Annotated in this window: 17 protein-coding genes; 10 read left to right on the top strand and 7 right to left on the bottom strand. The window is 59.3% G+C overall.

Annotated features, from left to right (window positions below; translation table 11 throughout):
• The first annotated feature begins 161 nt into the window (after positions 1–161).
• Positions 162–1,112 carry a beta-ketoacyl-ACP synthase III gene (locus tag LG294_RS15465; protein WP_404287264.1) on the top strand — a complete coding sequence of 317 codons (951 nt, stop codon included), beginning with the start codon at positions 162–164 and terminating at the stop codon, positions 1,110–1,112.
• Positions 1,113–1,176: 64 nt separating this feature from the next.
• Here the strand turns inward: LG294_RS15465 and LG294_RS15470 are convergent, their stop codons facing one another.
• Positions 1,177–1,935 (bottom strand): SDR family oxidoreductase, encoded by a 759-nt coding sequence (locus tag LG294_RS15470; RefSeq protein WP_404287266.1) that lies wholly within the window; start codon positions 1,933–1,935, stop codon positions 1,177–1,179.
• 260 nt (positions 1,936–2,195) lie between these two features.
• Between LG294_RS15470 and LG294_RS15475 the strand changes: the two genes are divergently transcribed.
• Genes LG294_RS15475 through LG294_RS15485 form a run of 3 tightly spaced genes read left to right on the top strand, consistent with a single transcriptional unit; the run spans position 2,196 to position 6,495 of the window.
• Complete coding sequence (locus tag LG294_RS15475; protein WP_404287268.1) at positions 2,196–3,542, top strand: MFS transporter; 1,347 nt, start codon at positions 2,196–2,198, stop codon at positions 3,540–3,542.
• 30 nt (positions 3,543–3,572) lie between these two features.
• Entirely contained in the window at positions 3,573–4,442 is an 870-nt protein-coding gene (locus LG294_RS15480) for an amidohydrolase family protein (protein WP_404287270.1), read from the top strand.
• A 52-nt stretch (positions 4,443–4,494) separates the two neighbouring features.
• A complete protein-coding gene (locus LG294_RS15485; RefSeq protein WP_404287272.1) occupies positions 4,495–6,495 on the top strand; it encodes an acetoacetate--CoA ligase in 2,001 nt (666 codons plus the stop codon).
• A gap of 23 nt (positions 6,496–6,518) precedes the next feature.
• Here the strand turns inward: LG294_RS15485 and LG294_RS15490 are convergent, their stop codons facing one another.
• A complete protein-coding gene (locus LG294_RS15490; RefSeq protein WP_404287274.1) occupies positions 6,519–7,283 on the bottom strand; it encodes an IclR family transcriptional regulator in 765 nt (254 codons plus the stop codon).
• A 155-nt stretch (positions 7,284–7,438) separates the two neighbouring features.
• Between LG294_RS15490 and LG294_RS15495 the strand changes: the two genes are divergently transcribed.
• The 4 genes from LG294_RS15495 (at position 7,439) to LG294_RS15510 (ending at position 12,146) form a co-directional block, all read left to right on the top strand.
• Positions 7,439–8,143 (top strand): FadR/GntR family transcriptional regulator, encoded by a 705-nt coding sequence (locus tag LG294_RS15495; RefSeq protein ID WP_404287276.1) that lies wholly within the window; start codon positions 7,439–7,441, stop codon positions 8,141–8,143.
• Positions 8,140–9,141 (top strand): asparaginase, encoded by a 1,002-nt coding sequence (locus LG294_RS15500; RefSeq protein WP_404287278.1) that lies wholly within the window; start codon positions 8,140–8,142, stop codon positions 9,139–9,141. The genes LG294_RS15495 and LG294_RS15500 overlap by 4 nt, the downstream gene beginning before the upstream one ends.
• A 71-nt stretch (positions 9,142–9,212) precedes the next feature.
• Positions 9,213–10,628: an aspartate ammonia-lyase gene (locus LG294_RS15505; RefSeq protein WP_404287280.1), complete on the top strand. Its 1,416-nt coding sequence runs from the start codon at positions 9,213–9,215 to the stop codon at positions 10,626–10,628.
• Between the two features lie 15 nt (positions 10,629–10,643).
• The gene (locus LG294_RS15510; protein WP_404287282.1) at positions 10,644–12,146 is read left to right on the top strand and encodes an amino acid permease; all 1,503 of its coding nucleotides are present in this window, start codon (positions 10,644–10,646) and stop codon (positions 12,144–12,146) included.
• 50 nt (positions 12,147–12,196) lie between these two features.
• Here the strand turns inward: LG294_RS15510 and LG294_RS15515 are convergent, their stop codons facing one another.
• Complete coding sequence (locus LG294_RS15515) at positions 12,197–12,946, bottom strand: hypothetical protein (RefSeq protein WP_404287284.1); 750 nt, start codon at positions 12,944–12,946, stop codon at positions 12,197–12,199.
• Positions 12,947–13,170: 224 nt separating this feature from the next.
• Between LG294_RS15515 and LG294_RS15520 the strand changes: the two genes are divergently transcribed.
• Positions 13,171–15,228, top strand: a complete 2,058-nt coding sequence (locus tag LG294_RS15520; protein WP_404287286.1) for a S9 family peptidase — start codon at positions 13,171–13,173, stop codon at positions 15,226–15,228.
• Positions 15,229–15,434: 206 nt separating this feature from the next.
• The gene (locus LG294_RS15525; protein WP_404287288.1) at positions 15,435–16,172 is read left to right on the top strand and encodes a class I SAM-dependent methyltransferase; all 738 of its coding nucleotides are present in this window, start codon (positions 15,435–15,437) and stop codon (positions 16,170–16,172) included.
• Positions 16,173–16,180: 8 nt separating this feature from the next.
• Here LG294_RS15525 and LG294_RS15530 read toward each other — a convergent pair whose 3' ends face one another.
• The 4 genes from LG294_RS15530 to LG294_RS15545 all read right to left on the bottom strand — a co-directional run bounded on the left by LG294_RS15530 (position 16,181) and on the right by LG294_RS15545 (position 22,758).
• Positions 16,181–18,745 (bottom strand): DUF5129 domain-containing protein, encoded by a 2,565-nt coding sequence (locus LG294_RS15530; protein ID WP_404287290.1) that lies wholly within the window; start codon positions 18,743–18,745, stop codon positions 16,181–16,183.
• Positions 18,742–20,232, bottom strand: coding sequence for a hypothetical protein (locus LG294_RS15535; protein ID WP_404287292.1), 1,491 nt, complete (start codon positions 20,230–20,232; stop codon positions 18,742–18,744). The genes LG294_RS15530 and LG294_RS15535 overlap by 4 nt, the downstream gene beginning before the upstream one ends.
• A 101-nt stretch (positions 20,233–20,333) precedes the next feature.
• On the bottom strand, positions 20,334–21,755 hold the full coding sequence (locus LG294_RS15540; protein WP_404287294.1) for a dihydrolipoamide acetyltransferase family protein: 1,422 nt from the start codon (positions 21,753–21,755) through the stop codon (positions 20,334–20,336).
• A 25-nt stretch (positions 21,756–21,780) separates the two neighbouring features.
• A complete protein-coding gene (locus tag LG294_RS15545) occupies positions 21,781–22,758 on the bottom strand; it encodes an alpha-ketoacid dehydrogenase subunit beta (RefSeq protein ID WP_404287296.1) in 978 nt (325 codons plus the stop codon).
• Between the last annotated feature and the right edge of the window lies 1 nt (position 22,759).

Consider the following 22,759-nt stretch of genomic DNA (forward strand, 5'->3'; position numbering starts at 1 on the left):
CATGAACCTGCCCGAAAAGCAGTGAAAAACAGGAGTTTTTTGGACGTTTTGCCGGTTTTCTGGTCAATCTCATACCCCGGAGATCGAATGTGAACAGCGAGTAGGCAGCAAAACGACTAACCTTGAGTGCAAGAGCATTCATTTTCCAAGGAGCTAATCTCATGACCGGCAGCAAAGTCGTAGCCTTTGGCCACTTCCAGCCAGAGCGCATCGTGCCCAACACCGAGTTGGAGAAGCTGGTCGAAACCAGTGACGAGTGGATCACCCGCCGTGTTGGTATCCAGGAACGTCGTTGGGGCACCGGAGTCGAGACCGTCGATTCCATGGCTATCAAGGCAGCAAAAATGGCATTGGACAATGCCGAGAATATCGATGCAACGGACATTGATCTGGTCATCGTTGCCACCTGCACCGCGGAGGACCGTTCGCCGAATATGGCCGCTCGCGTGGCTCAGGCGCTGGACATGGAGCAGGGCCCGGCAACGATGGACATCAACGCTGCGTGTTCCGGCTTCGCCCACGCCGTGGGCCTGGCTCAGGGTGCTATCGCCGCCGGCAGCGCCACCAAAGCGCTGGTGATCGGTGCGGAAATGCTGACCGACTTCACCGACTTCACCGACCGCACCACCTGCGTGCTGACCGCCGATGGTGCTGGCGCCTTCATCATCACCGCCTCGGAAACGGCAGAGATTTCGCCGGTGGTTTGGGGTTCGGTCCCTTCGCTTTCCGACGCGGTGCGCATCGAAGCAGAGAATGACATGAAGTTCGCGCAGAACGGCCAGAGCGTTTACCGCTGGACCGTCACGCAGCTTCCAAAGATTGCCTCGAAGATCATCGAGCGCGCAGATATGAAGCCCGAAGATCTTGATGCCATCATCTTGCACCAAGCAAACCTGCGCATTATCGAGCCACTGGCCGAGAAGATTGGTGCACCGAACGCACGGGTCGCCACCGATGTGGTCTATTCCGGCAACACCTCTGCCGCCTCGGTGCCGCTGGCCCTCTCCAAGCTGATGGCTTCGGATGAGCCGCTGCCTTCGGGTTCCAAGGCGCTGCTCTTCGCCTTCGGCGGCGGGCTGTCCTATGCCGGGCAGATCATCACCATTCCATAGTTTTTCTCTTCGTCGGGGCGGTACCAATTTTCGGTACCGCCCCGATGTTTTAATTCTTGTACTTCTAAACTGCAGCCTTTGAGTCACCATCGATGGGGAACATCTGTCCCGAGATAGTACGGGCGTGAGGTCCGGCCAAGAACAACACCAAGGCAGCGATGTCATCCGGGTTGATGAACTGCTTGACCGACTGGTTGGCCAGAGCCGCATCAATTTCTTCTTGCACGGTACGGCCGGAAACGTCGGCACGACCTTCAAAAACGTTCATGATCCGCGGACCATCTACAGCGCCAGGATGGATGGTGTTTGAGGTAATACCCATCGGGCCCAGCTCCATGGCGAGGGTCTTAGCAAATCCCACGAGCCCCCACTTTGTGGTGGAATAGGCGATGCGGTTTGGGTAACCAAAACGACCAGCCAACGAACTCATCGTGATAATCGAGGCAGCTGGTGAATCCTTGAGCAGTTCTATCGCCTGCTGGGTGACGTTGAACGTTCCCTGCAGGTTCACCGCAATCACCGAGCTGAAGGCCTCGGCGTCATACTCTGCGATGCCCGCGGTCGGACCGGCAATCCCCGCATTGTTCACCAGCACGTCCAGCCCGCCGAGCTCTTGCACGACGTCCCGATACATCTGCGCAACCGCCAGCGGGTCGGCAACATTCGTGACCGAGCCGCTGAGATTTTCCTGTTCAACCACCGCCGCATTGACCGCGTCGGCGTTGATATCGGCAATATGCACCCGCGCCCCTTGAGCAAGAAACGCTTTGGCTGTTGCTAGGCCAATACCGCCGGCCCCGGCAGTAATAAGAACTCGCTGCATCTCTGTGTGCTCCTCGTATAAAACCAACCGGTCAAATTTAGCTGCCAATATTCCTTAGTGCGGAATTAGCTAATCAATCCTCTCCAAGAGTAGCAATGAACGTTTTCCACCGAAAGAGAATAAACACAAAGGATTAAAGGAACTCGAGCATGCGATCAATTCCTCAGGGCGGAACCTCTGAACAAAATATAGATTACTTGCCCTGCTGTGAATAAGCTCACACCAGTATCAATTCCGCACTGCCCGCATAGGAGCCCACCATGTCGACCTCAATCGATTTCCGCTCATCGGCCATGAGCCGATTCCAGATCATGGCGGTGATCATTTCACTCATCTTGATCTTCATTGACGGTTTTGACGTGGCAGTCATGGCCTATGCCGCGCCATCGCTCTCTCGCGAGTGGGGCATCAGCCCGGTCATGCTGGGCTACCTACTGAGCGCCAGCCTGTTTGGCATGGCAGCAGGTTCCATCTTCCTCACCCCAGTGGCCGACAAAATCGGTCGCCGCAAGCTCACCCTGATTTCGCTCACGATTATCAGCATCGGCATGGTGCTCTCGGTCCTCGCCGGTGGCGTGGGCCAGCTCATCGCATGGCGCGTCCTCACCGGTCTGGGCGTAGGTGGCATGATGGCAAACCTGAACGTCTTAGTTTCGGAATACTCCTCGGACCGCCGCCGTGGTTCCATCATGGGAATCTACGCCGCCGGCTACCCGATTGGTGCCACCATCGGAGGCCTAGTTGCCGGTCCGATGATCCCTGCCTTCGGCTGGCACTCGGTCTTCGCCGTAGGTGCCGCACTGACCATCATCATGCTGGTGGTCTCCTGGCGCTTCCTGCCAGAATCACTGGAATACCTGGTGACCAAGCGTCCAGAGAAGGCTCTCGAAAAGATCAACACCATCTTGTCCAAGACCGGCCGCGAAACCGTAAGTGTACTTCCCGCTCAGAACACCGACGAGCGCTCCCAATCGGCAATCTCTGAGATTCTCACCAGCCCGGTTCGCCTGCGCACCTTGATGCTGTGGATCGGTTACGCCTGTCTGGTAGCGGCCTACTACTTCGCGAACACCTGGACACCAAAGATCATGGCCGGAGCCTCCGGCGATGACACCCTAGGCGTCACAGTTGGTGTGATCGCCAATGCCGGTGGCATCTTGGGCTGCTTCATCTTCTCCGGGCTAGCGGTTAAGTTCCGCAGCCGCCCACTGCTAGTCTCCGCTCTGGTCGGTTCGGCCATCGCATACATCGTCTTCTCCCTGGTCTTTGAACAGATCTCACTAGCAATGGTCTTTGCCCTGCTGCTAGGCATGCTGACCACCGCAGGCATCGCCGGTTTTTACGCGGTCTCCCCCGACGTATACAGCGCTCGGGCTCGCGCCACGGGCATCGGCTGGATGATCGGCCTAGGTCGTCTGATGTCCATCGCCGCTCCGATCCTGGTGGGCTATCTGCTCTCCGGTGGTTGGGCTCCGGAGACCATCTTCGCGGTCTTCGCAGCTCCACTGCTTGCCTCGGCACTGTGCATCATTGCTCTGGGTTACTCCTTCAAACGTGAGCAGCGCGCCGCCAAGAACTCCCCGCTGGCCACACCTGCCGCTTCCTAAGCAACCGCCTGAGACAAAGGAAAACATCTCATGAGCCAAATAATCACCTCCGCGTTGGTCGCCGTTGATATGCACGTTCATATCGAAGCAGACGAAGCCGGCCACACAGATATGCCTCAGGATTTCCGTGACGCCGCACAGCAGCACTTCGGCGCCTCCCATGATCCACTGGGTGTGGACGCCGTGGCGTCCCACTATCGAGAACGAAACATGGCTGCTGTGGTCTTCACCGTTGACCACGAGCCAACCACCGGCCACCCACCGATCAGCAACCGTCACATCGCCGAAGCAGCAGCCCGGCACGCAGACGTGCTGATTCCCTTCGCCAGCTTGGATCCTTCTCGCGGCAAGGCTGCAATCGCCGAGGCCCGCATTCTGGTCAACGAGTATGGAGTTAAAGGGTTTAAGTTCCACCCAAATCTGCAGTCCTTCTATCCGAATGACCGGATGGCCTACCCGCTGTACGAGGCCATCGAAGAGCTGAACGTACCGGCACTGTTCCACACCGGTCAGAGTGGCATCGGTGCCGGGATGCCCGGCTCCGGCGGCATTCGATTGAAGTACTCCCAGCCTTTGACCCTTGATGATGTGGCGGTTGATTTCCCCAACATGCCAATCATCATGGCCCACCCGTCTTTTCCTTGGCAGGATGAAGCGCTGGCCGTGGCAGTTCGCCACAACCACGTGTACATCGACCTCTCCGGTTGGTCACCGAAGTACTTTCCGGCCAACCTGGTGCAGTATGCAAACACCATGCTGCAAGACAAGGTACTTTTCGGATCCGATTTCCCCCTGTTGCCACCAGATCGCTGGCTCCAGGACTTCGCGAAGCTAGAGATCCGCGAGCAGGTCCGTCCAAAGATTCTGAAGGACAACGCCATCAAGCTCCTGAGCCTCTAAGTCCCCGCGCCCCTGTTCTTTACACCCCCCAAAAACTTTTTGAAGGATCATCATGCAACCGATTAAATCTGGAGCTCTGCTTTACCCCTCACCGGCACCCCACGACTGGGATCAGTTCGAAATGGGACGCTTCCTGCACAATATCGAAGCCAAATACCGGGTGAAGTTCACCGACTATGAGCAGGCTTGGGCTTGGTCTGTGGAGAACCTCGAAAATTTCTGGGCCGAGGTCTGGGATCACTTCCAGATCATCACCCACGAGCCTTACACCTCGGTACTGGCTGAACGCACCATGCCCGGGGCCAAGTGGTTCGAAGGTGCCCGCATCAACTTCACCGAGCACATCCTGCGCAGCCTCACCCAGTGTGCCGAGAACACCATGGTCAAGTCACGCAGCCAAACCAACGGAAGTCTCAATTGGAGCGGAAAGCGTCTGGCCGAAGAAATCCAGCGCATTCAGCAGGGCCTGCTCAGCCATGGAATTAAGTCTGGCGACCGCGTGGCAGGCTACCTGCCAAACATCCCACAGACCCTCGCCACGTACTACGCGGTGGTTGGGCTCGGCGCCATCTGGTGTTGTGTGCCCCCAGAAATGGGCGCCAAGGCCACTTTGGACCGCATCGAACAACTGGAACCACAACTGTTGATCTCCATCGATGGCTACCGCTGGGGCAAGCGAGAAATTTCAAAGCTTGAAGACCTGTCAACAATTCGTGCCGGCCTGCCGAATATGGCAGTGGTCCTGTTGCCATACCTAGATGAAAATCTGGACGTCAGCTCCGCGGCCCCGGGCGCACAGGTCTATGCAGAATTCACTGCCAAGCATGCCCCGGCAGTTATCGAACCTGTACCGTTTGACCACCCGATGACGGTGCTCTTCTCCTCGGGCACCACCGGAAAGCCAAAGGCTATCGTGCATGGTCATGGCGGATTGTTGCTGGAACATTACAAGGCCATGGGCCTGCACTTCGGGATGGATGAATCCGATACCGCATTCTGGTTTTCCACCACCGGTTGGATGGTGTGGACCATGGGTGCCTCAAGCTTGCTGGTTGGAGCCGCAGTAGTCCTGGAAGACGGCGATCCGAACTGGCCATCGCTTGATGGCGAGTGGTCACAGTGGTCCATCCTGGCCGAAACCGAGGCTACCTATCTGGGAACCGGCTCGGCCTATCTGGCAGCCTGCGCCCATGCTGGCCTGAATCCCGGAACGCAGTGGGATCTGAGCAAGCTTCGTGAAATTCAGTGTTCGGGCTCCCCACTGTCTGCAGACGTGTCCGGTTGGGTTTACAACTCGGTGAGCATGAACCTGCTGCTTGCCCCGACCTCCGGCGGCACCGATATCTGTGCAGCCTTCGTCGGTGCGAGCCCGCTCACCGCTGTGTACGCCGGAGAAATGTCTTGCCGTCCACTCGGTGTTGCGGTTGAGTCCTGGGACATGGATCGAAACCCGATGGCAGGAGAACCAGGCGAGCTGGTGGCAACTTTGCCAATGCCGTCAATGCCAGTCTTCTTCTGGGGAGACGAGAACAAGGAACGCTACACCAACAGCTACTTCAACGTCTTTGAGGGCGTATGGCGCCACGGCGACTGGCTGGTACGCACCGAACGTGACACTTGGGTCATCAACGGCCGCTCCGATGCCACGCTCAATCGTGGTGGGGTTCGTCTAGGCACCGCCGAGTTCTATGCGTTGCTAGAAAGCCACCCGGGAATCTCGGACTGCATCATCTTGCACTTCGAAGAGGGCGGAGGCATGGGTCGACTCATCCTGTTAGTAGTTGCCGAAGAAAACGCAGAAACGACCGCACTGGAAGGTTCAATTCGCACCTCGCTACGCACTAACCTCTCACCACGCCATGTGCCGGACAGCATCTTGTTTGTACGCAGCATTCCGCGTACGCGAACCGGCAAGCGATTAGAGATTCCACTGAAGCGTCTAGTCCAGGGAGACACCACCGGTGGTGCCCTGGATACCGGTGTGCTGGTGAACCCAGAGGATCTTCAGGACGCCGTGCAGAGCATCAGTTCGGTTCTTCAGGGTGCGAAGTAGCTTCACACCATTGATTTTGGCGACTAGAAAGTACCAATCGATAGTTGATGCGTGATCATACTGGCCCCCTGATGTAAGGCGGCCACATGCTCGGGCATGGCCGAACGGTCAAACCGGATGCTCGGTGTTGCGGTAGTGAGTGCCGCCACCGGGCATCCTTCGGAGTCATCGATGCTCACCCCAAGACCCACTACACCCTGTTCGGTTTCTTCAAAGTTTGTGGCGAACTCACTGCGACGAATCTTAGTCATGGAACGCTTGAGTTCCTGCATGGTGGAGATCCGTCCCGTGGGCCATTTAGGCAGCCCCCCACGGTAGAGCTCTTCAAGTTCGGTGTTGGTATACCGGGCAAGAATCGCCTTGCCTCCAGCAGAGACGAAAGCCGGCATCTGGTCCCCCACGCGCATCCCCACCCGCAAAGTTTGCGTGCACTCCACGCCGTCAATAAATTGGATGTTGCCGGCGCGCATGACCATGAGCTGGACGGTTTCACCCACCTGTTGCTGCAGCCACAGCAGTCCCTCCTGGGCTAGTTGGCGAAGCATCTGGATAGGGAAAGTTTCGGTGCCGGAATTGCTCATCATCGAGCCAACTCGGTACCTACGATCGTGGGATTGCACTGCAAAACCCCGGAAGGTTAATGCCCCGAGCAAACGGTGCGCCGTGGAAGGGGCAACGTTGAGCATCTCGGCAGCTTCAGACACCGATTTTGGGCCCGAATCACGGAGAAAGACCAGGAGCCTCAGCGCTCGGTCAACGGATTCTATGGGTGAAGTTTTTTCGCTCATATTAGAATAATGCCACAGAATTTTCCGTCTGCCAGAATGGATTTTTCCTCCCTGCGGTAGTGGCGAACCACCATGAGAAACCGACGGCGAGCGCATTGCTGAAGATCCCCGGCCAAGACTTGACGTAGGGTGCGTCACACTCCACACTAGTATTTATGAACCTGTCAGACAGCTGGACAGCCGGACAGCAGCCGATCGCTCGCACCAGCGCCTCCGAGGCCGTTTTCAACACGCTGCGCGCTGCCATCGAGGCCCAGGAGATCCCGCTGGGCGCAAAGCTCGGATCCGAAGCGAGCCTCGCGTCGACCTACGGAGTCAGCCGCTCGGTGGTCCGCGAAGCCCTTCGCTCCTGTGCCGCCCTCGGGTTGACCCGCACCGAAACCGGCCGAGGCACCTTCGTCATCTCCCACCGGCCCACCCGTGATCTGGTGCTCGGCACCTTCTCCTCGGCGGACCTCTACGAGGCGCGCCCGCACATCGAAATCCCCGCAGCCGAATTGGCTGCGGCCCGGCGCACCTCCGAGGACTTGGAGCGGCTGAACGGGCTCATCGAAGACATGGAATCCGAAGACGGCGCCGAAGCCTGGGTCGAGCTCGACGCAGCCTTCCACGCGGCGATCGCCCGCGCGAGCGGCAACTCGGTGTTCGACCGCGTCGTCGGCGACATCCGCGAGGCCATGGCCCGCCAGTCCGAAACCGTCAACTTGGTCACCGGACGCCGCTCCCCCTCAAATGCCGAGCACCGCAAGATCCTGGAAGCCATCTGTTCGTCCGACGCTGAGGCCGCCGGCCAGGCGATGGCCGAACATCTGAGCGCCGTGCAGCAAGCAGTTTCAACTATCGTCAGGAGTTCCAAGTGACCCCATCCGCAGCCGCGTCCGCGGGATTGGCGCAGCGCGCTGCCCCAGAGCTTCCAAACCATGTGCCGCTGGTCGCCGCCAGCCGCGGCGAGGTGCTCGAATCGATCCACTATGGTTCGGCAGTACTGCTCGATTCCCACGGGGAGATCATCACCGCGCTGGGAGACCAGCAGACACGCTTCTACCCGCGCTCCGCGCTGAAGCCGCTATTTGCCGTGGCGATCCTGCGCTCGGGCCTGGAACTGAACGGCGAACAGATTGCGCTGGCCGCGGCCAGCCACTCCGGATCCGAACGCCACCAGCAGGTCGCCGAATCGACCTTGGCTGCGGCCGGACTCCGCGTCGCGGATCTGGGGAATTCCACCGATCTACCCTACGGTGTGGCCGAACGGGCCAGCTGGCTGGCCAACGGCGGCACCGCCACTCAATTAGCGCAGAACTGCTCGGGAAAGCACGCGGCGCTGGTGGCCATGTGCAAGCACAACGGCTGGGCAACCGAGAATTACCTGGACCCCGATCACCCGCTGGCCGCGGCGCTGCGCGACATCGTTGAGGAACTCACCGAAGAGCGCATCACCACGATCAGCACCGACGGTTGCGGCACGCAGGTCTACCCCTTGACCCTCACCGCACTGGCTCGCGGCTTCGCCAAGTTGGCACAGGCCGCACCAGAAACCGCCGAGGGCCGCGTGGCCGCTTCCATGCGCGCCTATCCAGAACTCGTCGCCGGCGAAGGCCGAGATGTCACCGACCTGATGCGCGCGGTGCCCGGCGCCGTGGCCAAGGATGGGTTCGAAGGAATCCAAGCAGTTGGCCTGCCCGATGGTTCCTCGCTGGCGGTCAAGATCTCCGACGGTTCAGACCGGGCACGCATGCCGATCACCATCAAGCTGCTTGCCAGCCATCTCGGGGACCAGACGCCCGGAGCGCTAGAAGATCTGGCCACCTCCCCCGCAATGGGCGGCGGCCAGCCTGTCGGTGAACTGGCAGCCCTCTAAACCGACAATTTTCAGTTTCCATCCAACACCTATGGTGCATTTAGTGCGCCTAAAATCAGGAGTGAGCACTCATGTCTGAAACCATTCAGGCTCCCGTCACCCGCAGCGAACACGATCTGATCGGCGACCGCGACATCCCAGTCGACGCCTACTGGGGCGTGCATACCCTGCGCGCCAAGGAAAACTTCGATATCACCGGCACCAGCCTCGCCGGCAACCCGCACCTGATTGCCGCGCTGGCCCGCGTGAAGCAGGCGGCCGCCCGGGCAAACCACGAGCTGGGCTTGCTCGACGCCGAGCGCGCCCGGGCCATCGATGAAGCCTGCGAGGCCATCGCCAACGGCTCGCTGCATGAGCAGTTCATCATTGACCCCATCCAGGGCGGCGCCGGGACCAGTACCAATATGAACGCCAACGAGGTCATTGCAAACCTCGCCTTGGAAATCATGGGACACCAAAAGGGCGAGTACTCCTACTTGCACCCGAATGACCACGTGAACCTCTCGCAGTCCACCAACGACGCGTACCCGACCGCGGTGAACATCGCCACGCACTTCGCGACCCAGCCGCTGCTGGAAGCGATGGTGGTGCTGGAGAATTCTTGCCTGGCCAAGGCCAAGGAATTCCGCAGCGTGGTCAAAATGGGCCGCACCCAGTTGCAGGACGCCGTGCCAATGACGGTAGGCCAGGAATTTGGCGGCTGGGCCGTCACCCTGCGCGAAGACCGCGACCGCTTAGCCGAATCATTGTCGCTAGTCACCGAGATCAACCTCGGGGCCACCGCGATCGGCACCGGGTTGAACGCGCCGGCAGGCTACGCCGAATCGGCGCGCGGGCACCTGGCCGCGTTGACCGGCCTGCCGTTGACCACCAGCCCCGATTTGATCGAGGCCACCAGTGACGTGGGTGCCTTCGTGCATCTCTCCGGCGTGCTCAAGCGTGTGGCGCTGAAGATTTCTAAGATCTGCAACGACCTGCGCCTGCTCTCTTCCGGTCCTCGTGCCGGGCTCAACGACCTGCAGCTGCCGGCCGTGCAATCCGGCTCCTCGATCATGCCCGGCAAGGTCAATCCGGTCATCCCGGAGGTCGTCAACCAGATCGCCTATCAGGTGGTCGGCTACGACATGACAGTGACCATGGCGGCCGAAGGCGGTCAGCTTCAGTTGAACGCCTTCGAACCTGTGATCGTGCATTCCATTGGGCTTTCGCTCAAACACCTGACAAACGGTTGCCTCACCCTGGCCACCCGCTGCATCGATGGAATCACCGTCGATGAAGACGCGTTGCGCCGCGAGGTGGAGAACTCCATCGGCCTGGTCACCGCGCTGAACCCGCGGCTGGGTTACACCCAGTCGACCTCGATCGCACTGGAAGCGCTGCATTCGGGACGCGGCGTGGCCGAGCTGGTGCTTGAACGCGGCCTGCTCTCGGCCGAAGATCTGAACGAACTGCTCAAGCCAGAGCGCCTGGCAAATCTCTCCGACTAACACGCAAGGATACTGATGGAGCATTCCACCACCCACGCCACCGCGGCGCATGTGCCCGATGCGGGGCTCACCGCCGGTGACGACGACTACCATAAGGGACTTTCTTCCCGCCAGATGCAGATGATCGCCATTGGCGGCGCCATCGGCACCGGCCTGTTCATGGGCGCCGGCGGGCGTCTGGCGGCTGCCGGTCCGGGCATCGTCGTCAGCTACGCGGTCTGCGGTTTCTTCGCATTCTTGATTCTGCGCGCATTGGGCGAGCTGGTCATGCACCGGCCGACCTCGGGCTCGTTCGTTTCCTACGCTCGTGAGTTCTACGGCGAGAAGGCAGCCTTCGCCACCGGCTGGCTGTACTGGCTGAACTGGGTCATGACCTCAATTGTGGATATCACCGCCGTGGCACTGTATATGGCGTTCTTCGGCAAATACGTTTCCTGGATTGGCGCGGTTCCGCAGTGGGTCTGGGCGTTGGCGGCGCTTGCCCTGGTGCTCGGCATGAACCTGGTTTCGGTCAAGGCCTTTGGCGAGATGGAATTCTGGTTCGCCCTGATCAAGGTCGTCGCGCTGGTGGGCTTCCTGATTGTTGGCTGCTACTTCGTCATCTTCGGCACCCCGATCGACGGTCATGAAGTGGGCTTCTCCATTCTCAGCGACAACGGCGGATTGCTGCCTAACGGCTTATTGCCGGTGCTGGTGCTCATGCAGGGCGTGGTCTTCTCCTACGCTTCGATCGAGCTGATCGGTACGGCGGCCGGTGAGGCAAAGGATCCTGAGAAGGTCATGCCGAAGGCGGTGAACACGGTGATCATCCGCATCGCGGTGTTCTACGTCGGTTCCTTGATTTTGCTTTCCTTGTTGCTTCCGTACACCGCGTACAAGGCAGGCGAGTCCCCGTTCGTGACGTTCTTTGGCTCCATTGGCATTCAGGGCATGGACGTGGTGATGAATCTGGTGGTGCTCACCGCCGCGCTTTCGTCGCTGAATGCTGGCCTGTACTCCACCGGTCGCATTATGCGCTCAATGTCCTTGAACGGTTCGGCCCCTCGCTTCGCCGGACGCATGAACAAATCCGGTGTGCCTTATGGCGGCATCTTGATCACCGCTGCCGTTGCGGTATTCGGCGTGGTCTTGAATGCTTTTGTTCCGGCAAAGGCCTTCGAAATCGTACTGAATTTCGCTGCCGTGGGAATCTTGGCTTCGTGGGGAATGATCGTGTTGTGCCAGATGGCATTGGTCAAGGCCTCACGCCGTGGAAGCTTGGAGCGCCCTAGCTTCAGGATGCCGTTAGCTCCCATTTCCGGCTGGGTGACGCTGTTCTTCCTCGCCGCCGTGCTGGTCATGATGGCCTTCGATAATCCGGTGGGCACCTGGACCATCGCTTCGTTGGCGATCATCATTCCGCTGTTGATCCTCGGCTGGTATGCCAGCCGGAAGCGGATCAACGAGCTGGCGAACGCACGACTGGCTGCACAGCGCGCACGTAATGACGACTCGGGAAATGAGAAGTCCCTAGTATAAAGGTCCTGCAACATGGTGTGGAGCTCTATTGAGCTCCACACCATTGGCGTTTAACCAGCAGCGTGACGAACGGTGAGCAAGATATTTTCAATGGTTTTGTACTCTTCGCTGTCAAGAAAACTGTCCACGCCTTCACGAGTTGGATCATCACCGATCCCTTGATCTTCCATATATTCCTCGTCCACCCAGAGCATCGGTGCCTGGCTTTCGCCGATCTTGAAATAATCCAGATCTGGGTTGTCGGTGCGGTCGTTCATGACTTGATCATCGACGAGCGCCAAGGAGAAGCCGGTTTCCTTCTCGCCGTCTTCTTGGCTGGTACCCGTCCAGAACTCGGCGATAAGACTCGTTGGAGTTTCCAGTCCGGGGATTGGAATCTCTTTGAGTAGTTCGCGTTCGTAGAGGTTCGTATCGCCATCTGGAGAGGTTGCGGTATTCGGGAGCAAGGTCATCACGTGTTCTCCTCTGCGATCTTTGATCTCCCACCTGTCGTACTCGGTGCATTCTCCGTCGCAGTCTTCTTCCACGGACCATTCAGTCGGCAGCTGGAAACCGATGCCCATAATCTCTTGAGTTTGAGATAGGTCGGTTTCACCGGTTCGACTCGCTTCATCTGATTCGTCCGTGCTCGGACTCTGCGAAGCACTGGCGCTCGGCGCGGGTGTTGTTTCTGAAGCATCAGGGGTTTGGGTGTTCTCGCTCGGCACCGGATCCGGATCATTCGTCGAACACGAAGTCAGCGCGAGTGCGGAGACCGCTGCTAGCGACATCAGTCGTAGCGATAGTTGCAATTGTTTCACCTTGTTCTCCTAGGAATTCTCTCCGGACCGGCGAGCCGGCCGGCACGCCGCGCTACGCGGGTGCGGTGCCTCACCCCTCTCACGATCCCCTATCCAGTACTCCATTCCAATATCGAAAGCATTAAATCTTGGCCGCAACTCGCTTGATTCGATTTAGAAGTTGCTCAAAAATCATCTGCGCATTGCACTAGTACCTTGACGCCAATAGTGGAAAGATGTGTCGTGTGGCACATACAAAGCAACCTTTTCATAATATTGATAGTTACATCTCCCTTCCTCGTCTCGGTGGCCTGGCACTTTCGCCGGACGGTACCCGGCTGGTTACTTCGGTGAGCTCGCTTGCCGAAGACAAAACCAAATACTCGAGTGCCTTGTGGGATATCGACCCAGCAGGACAAGAGCCAGCACGCCGCTTGACCTTTGGCGAGAACGGCGAATCACAGCCGAGCTTCACCGCCAACGGGGACTTGATCTTCTTGGCTAAGCGCTCTTCCAAAGAGGACGCCAAACCCGAGGCTTGGCTACTTCCGAAGGCAGGGGGCGAAGCCCGTTCCATCCTGAAGCATCCGGCGGGCATCGAGTCCGTCACCTCTTTCGCTCGCAACCAGAAAGACCTCCTGGTGCGCGCCGCCGGCATGCCAAACGCCAAGGATTTGGAACACGAGGAAAAGATACTCGGAGAACGCAAAGACAAGAAGATCTCCGCCATCCTGCACACCAGTTATCCGGTGCGTTACTGGGATGCAGATCTTGGACCTCAAACACCGCATTTCTATAGGACCGAACTGCCTGAAAGCTCAAGCTCCGACGCTTGCACGCTCAAGGACCTCACCCCCGGAATCGGTGCGAACCAGACGGAATCCGAGTTCACCGCTGCAGATAGCGGCGAGTTTCTGATTACCGAGTGGATGGTGCCGGAAGGCCGCGGCTCGGTGGCTACGGGATTGATGCGCATCGATCTGCACACCGGCGAACAGGAAATGCTCCTGTCTCCGGACCAGGACTACGAATACACGGTCGGAAAGATCAGCCCGGACTCGGCCAAACTGATCTACTGCCGCTGGACCCGTTCCACGCCGGAAGTTGCTCCGGTGATGAGCCTTTGGCTAATGGAGTTGGCGAGCGGAGAAACCCACGAAATCGCAGTCGGTTGGGACCGCTGGGCAGAAGACATCATCTGGTTCCCGAACGGCAACTCGCTGCTGATAGTAGCGGACGAACACGGACATAGCCCGATCTTCCACCTGTCGCTGGATCGGGATAAAATCACGCGGCTGACCGACACCGGAGCATACGGGAACGTACTGATCAGCCCGGATTCGCGAACGGCTTACGCGTTGCGTTCAAGCTACGAATATCCTGCGGAACCGGTAGCGGTGGAACTTACCCACCTCTCAGATCTGGAAGATAATGAATACGCGCGGGTATCCGAGCTGCGCTCCCCCGCACCGCGGCCCGAGCTTCCGGGTGAACTCACCGAAGTCACGGCTACCGCCGAGGACGGAACCCCGGTGCGTGCATGGCTGGCGCTACCCGAAAGCGCTGGCCCTAAAGCCAAAGCGCCACTGCTGCTCTGGGTGCACGGAGGACCTTTGGGCTCATGGAACGCCTGGAGCTGGCGATGGAATCCTTGGTTGGCGGTCGCTCAAGGGTATGCGGTGCTCTTGCCGGATCCTTCTCTATCCACCGGTTACGGCCAGGAATTTATTCAGCGTGGTTGGGGACGTTGGGGTTTCGAGCCTTATACCGATTTGATGGCAATCACCGACGTTGCCGAGGCTCGCTCAGATATTGATGAAACTCGGACTGCCGCCATGGGTGGATCCTTCGGCGGCTACATGGCCAACTGGATCGCTGGGCATACCGATAGGTTCAAGGCAGTTGTGACTCATGCGAGCCTATGGGCACTGGATGGTTTCGGCAAGACCACCGATGCCTCGTTCTATTGGACACGTGAGATGAGCAAGGAAATGATCCAGGTCAATTCCCCGCATAACTCCATTGCAAATATTGTGACTCCAATGCTGGTGATTCATGGCGATAAGGACTACCGCGTACCCATTAGCGAGGGGTTGCGGCTGTGGTACGAACTTCTGGCCGAGTCCGGGCTTCCGCAGGAAGCGGACGGAACCACCGTCCATCAGTTCTTGTACTTCCCGGATGAAAACCACTGGATTCTCACGCCGCAGAACTCCAAGATCTGGTATCAGGTGATCTTCGAGTTCCTGTCGCGGAATGTTCTGGGCAATGAGCCTAGCCCGTTGCCCGAAGTTCTCGGCTAGCCGATACTGCTAGCGCCGGCGGCGGTCGCGCCTCTCTGAAAGTTTTGGGAGCATGACCGCCGCTCTCACTTTTCGGCGACAGCGCGGGACTACCGGTCGTGCCAATCGCGGTCACAGGTAGATCCCATCATCTTCAGCACATTTCCCTAGGTGAGTAGGAGCCGAACTCCTGCTCCAATGACTGTTATCTGTGCCAAGATGGCTGCATGGAGCTCCCAAATGTAGAAGTAAAGTCCGCCGCTGCGGCCTATGATCAGATCGCTGATGGCTACACTGCCGAAAACGATACAAGCCTGCTCAACGAGTATTACAATCGTCCGGCCATCCGCGCGCTGCTTGGAGAGGTCAAAGGCCATCATGTGCTGGACGCGGGCTGCGGATCAGGTCCAAATATCGTCGACCTGCTTGAACTCGGGGCAACCGTTGTCGGCATCGATGGCAGCGCCGCAATGCTCGAGATTGCCCGCGATCGACTGGGGGTCGAGGCGGACCTGAGAGTCGCCGATTTAGCTGCACCGCTCCCCTTCGAAGACGAAACCTTTGATGACGTGCTCTGCTCGCTCTCGTTGCACTATCTCAAAGACTGGCAAGACACCTTGGCACAGATCAAGCGCGTGCTCAAGCCCGGCGGACGTCTGATTCTCTCGGTCGAACACCCATTCGCAACGTGGTTCGGACAACGTGAGGCAGGGGTGAAGACCAACTACTTCGAAACCCGTTCAAGGACTGAAAACTGGGAGATGGGCGGGCAGGAAACCGAACTGACATTCTGGGATAGGTCTCTGTCAGCCATGGTGAAAGCGTTCTTGGAGGCAGGCTTCCGTCTGACCCACCTCGAAGAGCCGGCCCCTTCGCCCGAAGCCATCGACAAGTTCCCAGAATTCTTCAAAGACCGCCAGGACCCCCGATTCCTAGCTTTCCTCTTTATTGTCTTGGAAGCCTAGAACAGAAATCATCCGGGAAGAATGACCGGGGCCGGCTCATCTCCACCGGCACCACGGGTCGCGGCCACCAGCGCCTTGGCACGGCGGGCGACATCTGCATCACGTTCACCCAACATCGCCACCAAGCGCTCAAGGTGGGCCACTCGGTGAGCATAGGGCTGGTGCAAACGTTCAGACAACGGAAGCTGCGAAAGTTCTTCTGCTTCGTGCCAGGCCATGACAAGTGCACGTTCGAAGAGCCGCTGTCCGGCCTCGTCTGAGCGCCCTCGTCCGCCAGCACCGAGCACCGCAACCGCATTAATTTGTGCGTCGTCCAAGCCGAGCATCAAAGCTTCGAGCTGTTTCTTCGCCCGAGCCAAGGCGCCCGCTCCGCGTCCGAAACGTCCGATGCGGGTTGTGGCACCGAGTAGGTACCGCACAAAGAGCACCAAATTGATGACGGTGAAGAAGAACATGAAACTGAGCATCCAGAAGAGACCCACCGTGGAGAAGCCAGCTCGCTCATAGCCGTTGCGTTCAAGCGCCTCGTTGTAGTCGTCCAAGGTCCCGGCGACTTCCATTTCCAAATAATTGGATTCAGTAATCGAACCGTGTTCCCAGGCGCTCAAACTTCCCCAGGAGTACTCACCGCGTTGCACCTCAGAAGTGATGATCCCCGGGACCACGGTCTTTTCGGCGTCGGTGACCAGCACCGGGATGATCGCTACCTCGGGGTGCAGCTCACCGGTAACCGGATCGACCTTGTCCTTGAATTCGTCTTTCAATCGCCATTTGGCATCGAGGATGCTGCCGGGTCGCACATCGCGGAAAGTGCTCCCGGGCTCTGCAGGAAGGAATTCGAGATAGCTTTCGGCATCGCGTACCGCGAGGGTGAAGCTGCTGTCATGTTCGAAATCGGTGTCCATATAGCGCAAGACATCTTCCTCGGAGAGCATCCCGGCCGGATCATCTACCTCAAAGCTCACGCCTTGGCCGCTTCCATCGCTGGCCACCTCAGGTCTTGCAGTCAGCTTGGCTACCAGAATCCCCGCGGCAATCATGCTGCCGACCAGCGTCAATGCCGCGAGGGCAATCACCAGCCCGCGGCGACGCGGTGTGAGTTCCTCGGTACCGGTGGAACCTGGCTTCTGCCGCGCCGGAGCATTCACCGCGTTGGGAAGTGCTCCGTCGCCCGGGGGTTGAGCCCCGCCGTCCGAGGCCAGGGTGTCTCCAAGCGTTGCTCGCACCAGGGCATTGGCCAAGCGCAGGTGGTGCAAGGCGCTAGATTTTTCTGGTGCTTCGAGTCCGAGGCTTTCACGCAGTTGGCGATGGTCTTGGGAAATCTGCGCCACCGCGGGAATTCGGCCGTGCGGGTAACGGCGCAGCGAGGTAATCAGCGTGCGGGTGTGCCGGGCAAGTTGATGTTCGGCTTCCCGCCACCGGGCGACCGCCTGCTTGCTGTCGGTGTCCCCCGTCGAAGCATCCAAAAGCTCGCCAAGCTCCGCGCGCAAAGTCTGCAGATCCTGGCCCGCGACCATTCGCCCTGGCGCTTGATCCAGGCGAATCAGCAATGCGGTAGCGGCATCATAGATCGGGCGGCTGAGCTTATCGAAGGTGCTTCCGGTTCCAGCGAGATTTGCGTGAACCGACCCGGCCCCCATCAGCGAATCGGCTAATTGAGTGAGCTTCCGACTGGTGTTTTCAAATTCGGCCAGTTTGGCACCAGTGTTCTGGTTCAGGGCCTCAGCTTTGCTGAAGAGCGCGGCAACCAGCGGGTCTTCGTTGCGTGCCGCCTGCAAGGACAGGCTTTGCAGGTCGTTCCAGTTTTTGGTGAACCCTGCTGGGCGGGAATTCTCCGGCGCGGCAGCATAGGTCGCTTCCAAGGCTTCGAGATCCAGGACCGCTCGGGACAGTTTGCGTTGCGCGGCAACCAAACGACGATATCTGGAGCTCCACCGCGAACTGTACCGCAGTGCAAGGTACAGCAGCACCGCGGTGAGCATGGCGCACAAGCCGATCGCTCCAAACCAGTAGAGCGGGTTTTGCACCGGGCCGTCAGTGAGCACAAATGCCGCACGCTCGGCTGCGGCGGTCACCGCTTGCGGCCCGTGGCCTAACCCGACATTGTCCCAAAATGCATTGCTAATCTCGAAGCGCGCATCCGTATACTCGTCGTCTGCGGAAACGAATTCGGATTTCAGCGCACTGCCGGAGAACCGCTCGTCGACGTTTTGGTTTTCGGCTTCAAGATTCTGCGGCTGGGTGGAGAGCAGTACGTCGTAGTCTGGGAGCTCTCCGCGCAGCAGCTCGTCCCCGCTGAGATGCCTGTCCGTGACAGTGAGCGTCAAAGGTCTATGGGATTTGATTGGCTGTTGTTCGAGGGCAGCGTCCACCGTGGACTGACTGATGTCAAAGCCGTGGGAACCCTCGACGACGATCGACACTTCGTGCAGTGGTTCCTCTGGGATCGAGGTGTACCCACGCACGGCGATCAGCGTGGTGATGATGGCCATGAGTATTGCGCCAAGTGCCGCCCAAGACCGCGGGCGGCGTAAGCGACGGCCGCGAGAATCGAGCAATTTGTCGCGGCTCATGGATTCACCTGTTGATTCTTGCCCGCTATTTCTTGAGCACGCGTGTACGCGCGGTTCACTGCGCTCAGCGGATCGGAGTAAACCTTCGCCGCGGAGGCACCCAGCATGCGTTCGCGCAATGAATCAACGAGTTTCAAATTTGCGGCTCTTGCCTGTTGGACTGCTGTTGATTGTTCGCGCTGTAGTTCCTGGCGCATGAGCCACAACTCATCCAGTACCTGCGCTGTAGTTTTCTCTCGCTGACGGCTTCCGCCAGTCCATTGGCGAACCTCGTCCAGCCGGTTGGTGTGCTCGATAATTAGTGTGCGCAAACGTGGCACGCATTCTAGTTGACCGGCTGACGGTATGTTGAGGAACTGTGCGGTATCTTCGAGCCGTTCGCGGTGGGTGAGCACGATGGCGTTCCAGTCGTCTTTGTTCTTGAACTTCGAGCCGAGCAGAGTATTGAGGACCTTGATTCCCTCGACCAGCACTTCTTGATCGGCAAAGGTGCTTTCCATGGTTGCCAACCGACCGGCATCCAGCGGACCGCCGTCTTGGTATTGTTCGGCCAGCTGGCGGGCGCGAGCATTGAGCGGTGGAATCGCGGTACTAATTGCCGCGCTCGCCTGCGTGCTGGGCCCCTCGGCGAGTCCGGCATCATGAGGTGCGCCATGGCTATCTAGTCGCAAGGCCCGCTGGCGAAGCAGCTCCACGAGCATGTCCCCGCGTTTGCTGCGTGCAGTGGCAGCCGCTGCACGTGCCTTGCGATGACGCACAATGAAGGTGGCGATGATCGTTCCGACCACAATCAGGCCTAGCAATCCGAAGCCAATGATTTTCGTGGTGGTGCTGTCTCTGGGTGCCTTCAGCTCGGTGGCGCTGGCCCGTGCCACCTCGATGATGCCTTGAGTGTAATTCTGGGATTCAAACTGTTGCCGGCCTGCCCCCTGGACCCGCTCTTCGGCGCCCGAGCCGACGGGCGTGACGTTGCGGCCCGGATCCACTGAGACCTCAGTTGGTGCGCTCGGGTCTTCGGGCAGCATTACCCCGACAACGATCCAGCCCTTGCCGACATACCCCAGCTCTTTGCCGTTTTCCAACCAGTCATCGCTGAGCGCGTCGCTGTCACCGAAGAGCAGCAAGCCACGCACCAACTGGGAGGCTCCTGCGAGGTTGTTTGGTTCCTTGTCGACTCCAACCAGAATCTTTGCATTTGAAAGATCCATGGATTCGCGTACCTGAGCAAGAATTTCTTGCGTATTGACCGAATTTTGAGCCGCGTCGCTCACCGCAAGATAAAAGTTCTCTTGCTGCGCGGTGACACGCGGAATGAGGACTGGCTCTTCGTCTTCCGCCGGGGCGCTTGACTGCACTGTGGGGTAGACCGGTTCTGACCGGAGGTCTTGGGCCTGCGCTTGGTTTGGCAACGCGAGAAGCGCCATCAGCAGCAGGAGCAGTGCTCCAAATCGGGGCAGGGAACGGACTGCAGCGAACGGTCGAGTCATAGTGCCCCGAGTATATCAATAAGAGTTTGAATAACCGGGCGTGGAAAAACCCGCCATGTGAGATGCGCATAGGCACTTACATGGCGGGTTGATTTCACCGCTTAGTCCAGCAGCATGGCCGGTTCTTGCATGATCGAGGCAACGTCGGCCATGAAGCGGGCCGACAGGTCGCCGTCAACCACGCGGTGGTCGAAGGAGCCACCGAGGGTGGTGATCCAGCGTGGCACCACTTCGCCGTCGACTACCCAAGGCTTCTGGCGGATCGTGCCGAAGGCGACGATAGCTACCTCGCCGGGATTGATGATCGGAGTTCCGGTGTCAATGCCCAACGCACCAATATTGGTGATGCTCAATGTGCCGTCACGCATTTCTTCCGGGCTGGTCTTACCTGCGCGGGCGGTAGTGGCCAGCTCGTTGAGGGAAATGGCCAGCTCACGCATGTTCAGCTCTTGGGCATTCTTGATGTTCGGCACCAGCAGCCCGCGCGGGGTGGCTGCGGCGATGCCCAGATTCATGAAGTGCTTCTGGTGGATCTCCGCACCGTTCTCGGTCTCCACCCAAGAGGCATTGACCGAGGGGTTGCGCGCGGCTGCCCAGATCACTGCGCGGGCAAGCACCAGCAACGGGGAAACCTTGATGCCTTCGAAGTCGCGGGACTTCTTCAGCCGCTGCACGTACTCCATGGTGCGGCTCGCATCCACGTCGACAAAGATCGAAACGTGCGGGGCGCTGAAGGCGGAATTCACCATGGCCTTGGCAGTGGCCTTGCGTACCCCGCGGACCTGAGTGCGTTCAACGAGCGCGCCGCCTTCGGCGCCGTGCCCCCAGTAGGTTGGTGCCGCGTCGCGTTCGGCGTCGCGCTGGCCCTGGTAGCTATTGACGTCTTCGCGGGTGACCTCGCCCTGTACGCCGGTGCCGACGATCTCGTTGATGTCCACGCCAAGATCCTTGGCTAGCCGACGCACCGGAGGCTTGGCAAGCACCCGGTCGACAAAGTTGGCCATGGCAGGTTTGCGGCGGTCGACCTCGCGGGCCACCGCCTGGCCCAGGCCTTGGGCGCGACGCGAGATGGTATCTGCCAGGCCGGCGGCGCCGGCGCCCCCACGGGTTGGCGTGGTCCGCGCATTGGCGGCCGAAGGGGTCGGGCGGCTGGTGCGCTGGCGGCGTACCGCTGAGTCGGCTGCCGGGCCGGAGCCGACCAGCGGGCCGGGCTCCTCGGAGGCCACCGGAGTTTCGGTATTTGCGGCTTCCACCGGTTCGGGGACACCGGTAGGTGGCACCGGGTCGCCTTCTTCGTTGATGGTGATCAGTGGCTGGTCCACCAGAACGGTGTCGCCTTCGCCCGCGTGAAGTTCGGTGACTACCCCGGCAAACGGGCAGGGAAGCTCGACCAGCGATTTAGCCGTTTCAATTTCCACGAAGATCTGATTGACCTCGACGGTGTCTCCCACGGAGACCTTCCATGAAGCGATATCGGCTTCGGTTAGCCCCTCGCCCACATCGGGAAGATTAAAGACAGTCATGTTTTTCTCCTTGGTTCCTTAGCGCTTAGTAAGCGAAGGACCGGTCGAGGGCTTCGAGTAGCTTGTCGATGTCCGGCAGGTACTGGGATTCGACCTTCGAGATGGGGTATGGCATGTGGAATCCACCCACACGAAGCACCGGTGCCTCCAAAGACAGGAAGGCGCGTTCGCTGATCCGCGCGGCAATTTCGCCACCGAGACCGCCAAAGGTAGGCGCTTCATGGGTGATGATCAGCCGTCCGGTTTTCTGCACCGATTCGGTGATGGTGTCGAAGTCGATCGGCGAGAGCGAGCGCAGATCGATGACCTCAACCGAGCGTCCGTCTTCGCGGGCGGCCTCGGCGGCAGCCAGCGCGATGGGGACCAATGGTCCGTAGGCGACGATGGTTGCGTCTTCTCCGGGGTGAACTATCTGAGCCTTGAATGCGTCCAGCGCCGGGGTTTCGGTGTCAACCTCGCCCTTGAGCCAGTAGCGGCGCTTCGGCTCGAGATAGATGACAGGGTCCTTGCATTCGGCGGCCTGCTGGATCATCCAGTAGGCATCATGCGCGTTGGAGGGGGTGATCACGCGCAATCCGGCGGTGTGCACAAACAGCGCTTCCGGGGATTCGGAGTGATGCTCAATGGAGCCGATGCCGCCTCCGTAAGGAATGCGAATGACCACGGGCACGGTCAATCGCCCCTCGGAGCGGGCATGCATTTTGGCCAGCTGGGTGGTGATCTGGCTGAAGGCAGGGAAGACAAAGCCGTCAAACTGGATTTCCACCAGCGGGCTGTGTCCACGCAGTGCCATGCCGACCGCGCCGCCCACGATCCCGGCTTCGCCCAGTGGGGAGTCGATCACGCGGTGGGCACCGTACTTGTCGAGCAGACCTTCGGTGATTCGGTACACGCCGCCGAGGCGTCCAATATCCTCGCCCATGAGGATGGCGCGATCATTGGATTCAAGCACTTTATCCAAGCCATTGGTGATGGCCTTGGCAAGAGTCATGGTTGTCGTCATT

The sequence above is a fragment of the Glutamicibacter arilaitensis genome, from assembly GCF_044793945.1.
Taxonomy (GTDB): Bacteria; Actinomycetota; Actinomycetes; order Actinomycetales; family Micrococcaceae; genus Glutamicibacter; species Glutamicibacter arilaitensis_B.

Excerpts from the sequence above, each read along its gene's own strand:
- LG294_RS15465 (WP_404287264.1), top strand. The coding sequence starts at position 162 with ATGACCGGCAGCAAAGTCGTAGCCTTTGGCCACTTCCAGCCAGAGCGC.
- LG294_RS15470 (WP_404287266.1), bottom strand. The coding sequence starts at position 1,935 with ATGCAGCGAGTTCTTATTACTGCCGGGGCCGGCGGTATTGGCCTAGCA.
- LG294_RS15475 (WP_404287268.1), top strand. The coding sequence starts at position 2,196 with ATGTCGACCTCAATCGATTTCCGCTCATCGGCCATGAGCCGATTCCAG.
- LG294_RS15480 (WP_404287270.1), top strand. The coding sequence starts at position 3,573 with ATGAGCCAAATAATCACCTCCGCGTTGGTCGCCGTTGATATGCACGTT.
- LG294_RS15485 (WP_404287272.1), top strand. The coding sequence starts at position 4,495 with ATGCAACCGATTAAATCTGGAGCTCTGCTTTACCCCTCACCGGCACCC.
- LG294_RS15490 (WP_404287274.1), bottom strand. The coding sequence starts at position 7,283 with ATGAGCGAAAAAACTTCACCCATAGAATCCGTTGACCGAGCGCTGAGG.
- LG294_RS15495 (WP_404287276.1), top strand. The coding sequence starts at position 7,439 with ATGAACCTGTCAGACAGCTGGACAGCCGGACAGCAGCCGATCGCTCGC.
- LG294_RS15505 (WP_404287280.1), top strand. The coding sequence starts at position 9,213 with ATGTCTGAAACCATTCAGGCTCCCGTCACCCGCAGCGAACACGATCTG.
- LG294_RS15510 (WP_404287282.1), top strand. The coding sequence starts at position 10,644 with ATGGAGCATTCCACCACCCACGCCACCGCGGCGCATGTGCCCGATGCG.
- LG294_RS15525 (WP_404287288.1), top strand. The coding sequence starts at position 15,435 with ATGGAGCTCCCAAATGTAGAAGTAAAGTCCGCCGCTGCGGCCTATGAT.
- LG294_RS15530 (WP_404287290.1), bottom strand. The coding sequence starts at position 18,745 with ATGAGCCGCGACAAATTGCTCGATTCTCGCGGCCGTCGCTTACGCCGC.
- LG294_RS15535 (WP_404287292.1), bottom strand. The coding sequence starts at position 20,232 with ATGACTCGACCGTTCGCTGCAGTCCGTTCCCTGCCCCGATTTGGAGCA.
- LG294_RS15540 (WP_404287294.1), bottom strand. The coding sequence starts at position 21,755 with ATGACTGTCTTTAATCTTCCCGATGTGGGCGAGGGGCTAACCGAAGCC.
- LG294_RS15545 (WP_404287296.1), bottom strand. The coding sequence starts at position 22,758 with ATGACGACAACCATGACTCTTGCCAAGGCCATCACCAATGGCTTGGAT.